Below are 6,000 nucleotides of genomic sequence, written 5' to 3'. Positions count from 1 at the left end.
GGCCTCCACCGCGCGTGCGGAAGGCGTTGCGTAACAGGCTGTTTGGATGACGAAGGCGCCGCGTTCAATGGTGAGCGAGGCGCCTTTCGCATGTCCGGACGGCATTGCCTGAAGTGTCGTCGGCCGCTAGTCGCCGACGGTACGTCGGTGCAGGCGGCCGGTGCCGGGGGCGCTTGCCCACACTGCGACGGCCAGTATCGCGTCCAGGGCCAGTGCCAGTGCGGCGACGAGCAGCGCGCCCACCAGGACTCGGTCGTATTTGTAGAGGCTGATGCCGTCGAAGATGTAGCGGCCCAGACCGCCGAGGTTGACGTAGGCGGCGATGGTGGCGGTCGCGACGACCTGCAGGGTGGCCGAGCGCAGGCCGGTCAGCAGGACCGGCAGCGCGTTGGGGACCTCCACGCGGAACAGCACCTGGCCCTCGGTCATGCCCATCGCCCGGGAGGCATCGACCACATCCGGGTGCACGTTGGCGATTCCGGCGTAGGCCCCGGCCAGCAGCGGCGGAATGCCGACGGTGATCAGCGCCAGCAGCGGCGGAATCAGGCCGAGCCCGAGCAGCAGCACCACGAAGGTCAGCAGGCCCAGGGTGGGCAGGGCGCGCATGGCGTTGGCGAATCCGACGATCAGGGCGGCGCCGCGGCGGGTGTGGCCGACCAGCAGGCCGATCGGGATCGCGATCACCGCCGACAGCGCGACGGCCAGGAAGCTGTACCACAGATGTTCCAGCAGCCGATGGTCGATGCCGGAGCTGCCTCCCCAGTTCGCAGAATCGGTGAGATAGTGCCAGGCGTCGATGAAAAGATTCATGCGCCAACGCCTTTCGATGTGTCGGTGCCCTCCGATGCGCCGCCGCTCGCCGAGGGAGCCACGCGTTGTGCCGGGTCGACGGCCGTGCGCAGCCGCCGCGCCAGGGACGGGCGATCGGTCCGCAGCCACGGCGTGCACCAGCGGCCGATCAGATACAGCACCCGGTCCACGACCAGCGCCAGCACCAGCACGACGATGATCCCGGCGACGATCTCGTCCGGGTAGTTGCGCTGATATCCCTGGGTGAACAGCTTGCCGAGCCCGCCCACACCGATCAGCGCGCCGACGGTCACCATCGAGATGTTGGTGACCGCGACCACCCGCAGATTGGCCACGAAAACCGGTATCGCCAACGGGAATTCGACGGTGAGGGCGCGCCGCAGGCGGGAGTATCCGATGGCGTCGGAGGCGTCGAGCACGGCCGCCGACACCGAATCCAGCGCCACCGGCACCGCGATCACCAGCAGCGCGACCGAGTAGATGCTCAGTGCGATAACGACATTCAGCGGATCGATGGCGGGGATGCCGACCAGCGGCGGAATGATCACGAACAGTGCGAGCGACGGAATGGTGTAGGCGAGACTGGCCACGGTGACGGTGGTGCGGCGAATCCACGGGACGCGGCGCACCAGCGTGCCGACCGGGATCGCGATCACCAGGCCGATGAGCAGCGGAACCAGTGCCAGGTAGAGGTGCGTGCGCGTGAATCCGGCGATCTCCGAGAAATTGTCGACGAGATACTTCACAGCCGTCACACCTCCGACTCGAAGAAGTGCCGGTTGCGGGCGGCGTCTTCGCCCTCGCGCTGCCGGGCGAGCAGTTCGATGATCTCGGTCGCGAGCACTCCGCCGCGAGCCGCGCCCGAACTGTCTACGGCCACACCGATTCCCGACGGTGAGGAGATGGCCGCGTCCAGGGCCTGGCGCAGGTCGCCGCCGGGGACGAACAGCGACCCACCGGCGGACATGCTGTCGGCCCACGCGTGCCCGGCGCGCACCCCCTCGACGCCCGTGACATCCACCCAGCCGAGCGGGTGCCGCCGCTCGTCGACGACCAGCACCCATTCGCCCGGCTCCAGGCGCAGGCCGGACACCTCCTCGGTGGTGGCGGTGCGGATGTCGTGCAGCACAACGTCTTCGGCGCTGCGGAACGACAGCCCCCGATAGCCGCGGTCGCGACCGGCGAAGCCCGCCACGAAGTCGGTGGCGGGCTGGGCCAGCAGTTGCTGCGGCGGGTCGTACTGCTGCAGCACGCCGCCGCGGGCGAAGACCGCGATCCGGTCGCCGAGCTTGATCGCCTCGTCGATGTCGTGGGTGACGAACACGATCGTCTTGTGCAGTTCCGCCTGCAGGCGCTGCATCTCCGCCTGCAGCTCCTCGCGCACCACCGGGTCCACGGCGCTGAAGGGCTCGTCCATCAGCAGGATCGGCGGATCCGCGGCCAGCGCCCGCGCGACGCCCACGCGCTGCTGCTGCCCGCCCGACAGCTGTGCCGGATACCGCCCGGCCAGACCGCGATCCAGGCCCACCCGGTCCAGCACCTCGAGCGCTGCCCGGCGCGCGGCGCGGCGGGTCCGGCCGCGCAGCACGGGGACGGTCGCGACATTGTCGAGCACGGTGCGGTGCGGCAGCAGCCCGCCGCTCTGGATCACGTAGCCGATGCCGAGCCGCAACCGCACCGGGTCGACGGTCGAAATATCCTGGCCGGACACGGTGATGGTGCCCGAGGTGGGCACGATCATCCGGTTGATCATCCGCATCGACGTGGTCTTGCCGCAGCCCGACGGGCCCACGAAGACGGTGAACGAGCCGGAGTCGATGCGCAGATCCAGATCGGTGACGGCGGTGGTGCCATCCGGATAGGTCTTGGTGACCCCGCTGAACTCGATCGCGAGCTCGGCGGTGTCCGCTGTTCCCTCACCCACGGGCGTGAGTCTCCTAACCGATCGGCTTGTCCAGCCCCTGCGCGGTCACCCACGCCTCGGCTGCGGCTGCGGGCTCGGTCTTGGCGGCGCCGGAGACGGCCTCGTTGAGCGAGACCAGTTCCGCCGTAGTCAATTTCGCCGAGACCGCGTCGAGCACCCGCAACGCCCTGTCCGACTTCTTCTTCGCATTCAGCAGCGGCACCACGTTCTGGGCGGCGAAGTTGTTCTTCGGATCCTCCAGCACCACCAGGTTGTTCTCCTTGATGGCCGGGGAGGTGGTGAAGATGTCGGCCGCGGTCACCTGGCCGGAGGTCAGCGCGCGCACGGTCGCCGGGCCGCCGCCGTCGCCGATCGGGACGAACTTGTCCTTGGCGATATCGAGACCGTAGTTGGTCTTCAGGCCGGGCAGCCCGTAGGTGCGCTCGGAGAACTCCGAGGGCGCACCGAAGCTCACCTCGGCCGAATGCGGAGCCAGGTCGCCGATCGAGCGCAGATTCCATTTGTCGGCGGTGGCGCGGGTGACGACCACGGCGTCGGAATCCTCGCCGGGGGCCGGGGTGCCGATGGCGAGCTGGTCGCCGAGTGCCGCGGTCAGGGCCTGGTTCACCTGATCGGCCGACGTGGCGGTCGCCGACTTGTCCAGGTACTGCAGCAGATTGCCGGTGTAGTCCGGGATCAGGCCGATCGAGCATTGGCGCAGCGCTGGGATGTAGGCCTCGCGGCTGCCGATATTGAGCTTGGTGTCGATGCTGAAACCGTTGGCGCGCAACGCTTCCGCGTAGACATTGGCGACGGTCTCGGATTCCGGGAAGTTGGCCGAGCCGATGGTGAGCTGGTTCGTGTCGCCGTCGCAGTCGCCGGAGCCGCTCGACAGCGGGTCGCTGTTGCCGCCGCAGGCCGACAGGGCCATCGCGGCCGCCAGCGCGACGGCGGTGGCGAGGAAGCGTGCGGCGGTCCAGGCGGGGCGCAGGCCGCGCCGGCGTGCGGCCGGGGAGTTCGAGGATTTCACTGCAGGTCCTTCCGATGGCCCGGTGCTACCAGGTGGGCCGGCGCGTGCTCCGACTACGATTCGTCTGCGGGACGGCCACCTTCTGGCTGTCCATACTGTCAGCCGGGTGTCGTTCTTACTATCTATCGGGAGTGGGTGTCGCCGGATGGAGTTGGCCGCATCGGTGCGGACCGCGGTGCGTGCCGTGGTCGCTATCATGGCCGCTACGCTGGCCGTTTCCTGCTCGGACGGCGAGTCGGGAGCGACGATCACCGTCGGCGCGGGGAATTCGGCGCAGTCGGAGTTGATTGCCGAGATCTACGCCGGTGCGCTGGCCCGCGCGGGTGCGCACACCACCACCGCGACCGGGCTCGGGCAGCGCGGCGACTATCTGGCCGCGCTCGATGCCGGGACGGTGCAGCTGGTGGGCGACGACAGCGGCGACCTGCTGACCGCACTGGACTCGGGATCGCAGGCGCGCCTGCCCGACAAGTTCGCGGCGGCGAAGACCACGGGGACGGCGGGGAGCAAGCTGCCCGGGAACGGCACTGCGGCGGGCACGGCTCCCGTGCCCGATGTCGCCGATGCGGTCAGCCGTGCCCTGCCCGAGGGGCTGGCGGTGTCCGATATCGCCGACGGGACCGACCTGCGCCCCGCGTTCGTCTTCGGTGCCGCGGCGTCCGGGCAGTACCCCGATTCCCTGCAGGAGCTGGCGCCACGCTGCGGTGAGCTGAACGTCGGCATCGCCACCGGCAGCGAGCTGGACCCACTGCGCCGTTCCCCCGACCCGCGTCGCGACGTGCTCGAACCACTGCGCACGGTCTACGGCTGCGACATCACCCGCCACACTGTGTACCCGAACGACTCCGAACTTCGAAAAGCATTGCAGGAAGGCCGGATTCAAGCCGGTGTGTTGACCGCACCGGCGGCCCTGCTCCCCGGCGGCGCGGGCGACCTGACCCCGATCGCCGACCCCGGCTACGCCTTCCGCGCCCAGAGCGTAATCCCTCTCTACCGCAAGGGAACCCTCACCGCCCGCCAGCTCAAGAAACTGAATTACGTTGCGGGCGAACTCACCACGGACGAACTCACCGACTACATCCGGCGCCTCCGCGACGACCACGCCTCGCCCTCGGACCTGGCCCGCGCCTGGCTCGACTCCCACGACCTCTGACCCACTCCCCGCGCGGGGTGCGGGGAGGGAGGTACTGTCAGGGGAGGTCGCCTATTGGGGGTCCGGCATGGTTTTGGTAGTGGCGCTGGGGGTGCTGGCCGCGTTCCTGTTCGCGGCTGCGGGGTTTTTGCAGCAGCGGGCGGCCCGGGGGGTGGTGGCCGAGCGGCCGGAGGCGGCGCGGGTGCCCGGGTTGTCGATGTTGATGCGGCGGCTGTTACGGAGCCGGACCTGGTTGCGGGGGTGGCTGACCAATCTTGCCGGGTTCTTCACGCAGGCCGCGGCGCTGCAGGTGGGATCCGTTGCGGCGGTGCAGCCGCTGATGTCGACCCAGTTGCTGTTCGCGGTGCCCCTGGAGGCGGCGGGGCAGCGACGTCGGCCGCTGCCGCAGGATCTCGCCTATGCGCTGCTGGTGTGCGCTGGGCTCGCGGTGCTGTTCAGCGTCGAGGGCGCGGCGCCGCTGGCGGGACAGCCGGAGCGGGGACGGGTGCTGCTGGCGACGGTGTCGGCCGCCGGGCTCGTGGTGCTGCTGGCGGCGGCGAGCGCCCGCTGCGCGATGCGCATCGCCGCCAATCTCGTCGCCGTCGCCGCGGGCATCTGTTTCGCGATGAGCGCGGTGTTCATGAAGCTCACCACCGAGGATCTGCTGCACCGCGGCGTGCCCGCGACGGCGGCGGACTGGCCGGGCTACCTGCTGGCCCTGTCCACCCTGAGCGGCCTGCTGCTGGAACAGGCCGCCTTCGCCGCGGGCCCGCTGCCCTGGGCGATCGCGGCCATGAGCGTCACCAACCCGGTGGCCAGCTACATCGTCGGCATCCTGGCCTTCCGGGTCACGATCCCCACCGATCCCGCCGCCCTGGCCGGAATCGCGGCCGCCGGAGCCCTGGTCGCCTGGGGCATCTCCGGCCTCGCGCATTCCCCACTGGCCCAAGCCTTCTACGCGACCGATCCGGCATCGGGCAATCGCGCACCGCTCAACTAGCGCGTGCCCTCGAGATATTCGGTGCAACCGATATCCTGAAAGCCGCACCCGCCGAGGCGATTACGGCCACCTCCAGCTCGCATTTATCGTGCTGTGATCTCGCACTGTCACCGGCATTCGAAACA

At 69.7% G+C, this 6,000-nt stretch carries 6 protein-coding genes; 2 read left to right on the top strand and 4 right to left on the bottom strand.

Annotated elements, in window-relative coordinates:
- Positions 1-126: 126 nt before the first annotated feature.
- The 4 genes from QH290_RS28315 to QH290_RS28300 are packed head-to-tail and all read right to left on the bottom strand — an operon-like array spanning position 127 to position 3,644.
- Positions 127-810 carry an ABC transporter permease gene (locus QH290_RS28315; protein WP_280386216.1) on the bottom strand — a complete coding sequence of 228 codons (684 nt, stop codon included), beginning with the start codon at positions 808-810 and terminating at the stop codon, positions 127-129.
- Positions 807-1,556 (bottom strand): ABC transporter permease, encoded by a 750-nt coding sequence (locus tag QH290_RS28310; protein ID WP_280386222.1) that lies wholly within the window; start codon positions 1,554-1,556, stop codon positions 807-809. The genes QH290_RS28315 and QH290_RS28310 overlap by 4 nt, the downstream gene beginning before the upstream one ends.
- Before the next feature lie 5 nt (positions 1,557-1,561).
- Positions 1,562-2,734 (bottom strand): ABC transporter ATP-binding protein, encoded by a 1,173-nt coding sequence (locus tag QH290_RS28305; protein ID WP_425301575.1) that lies wholly within the window; start codon positions 2,732-2,734, stop codon positions 1,562-1,564.
- Between the two features lie 13 nt (positions 2,735-2,747).
- Positions 2,748-3,644: an ABC transporter substrate-binding protein gene (locus QH290_RS28300; protein ID WP_280263633.1), complete on the bottom strand. Its 897-nt coding sequence runs from the start codon at positions 3,642-3,644 to the stop codon at positions 2,748-2,750.
- A 244-nt stretch (positions 3,645-3,888) separates the two neighbouring features.
- Here QH290_RS28300 and QH290_RS28295 point away from each other — a divergent pair, with 244 nt between their 5' ends.
- Together QH290_RS28295 and QH290_RS28290 are read left to right on the top strand one after the other, a co-directional pair.
- Positions 3,889-4,896, top strand: coding sequence for a glycine betaine ABC transporter substrate-binding protein (locus QH290_RS28295; protein WP_280263598.1), 1,008 nt, complete (start codon positions 3,889-3,891; stop codon positions 4,894-4,896).
- 67 nt (positions 4,897-4,963) lie between these two features.
- Positions 4,964-5,875: a DMT family transporter gene (locus QH290_RS28290; protein WP_280386214.1), complete on the top strand. Its 912-nt coding sequence runs from the start codon at positions 4,964-4,966 to the stop codon at positions 5,873-5,875.
- Positions 5,876-6,000: the final 125 nt, after the last annotated feature.

The organism is Nocardia wallacei, from assembly GCF_029869545.1.
Classification (GTDB): Bacteria; Actinomycetota; Actinomycetes; order Mycobacteriales; family Mycobacteriaceae; genus Nocardia; species Nocardia wallacei_A.
This window is presented reverse-complemented; position numbering and strand designations above follow the sequence as displayed.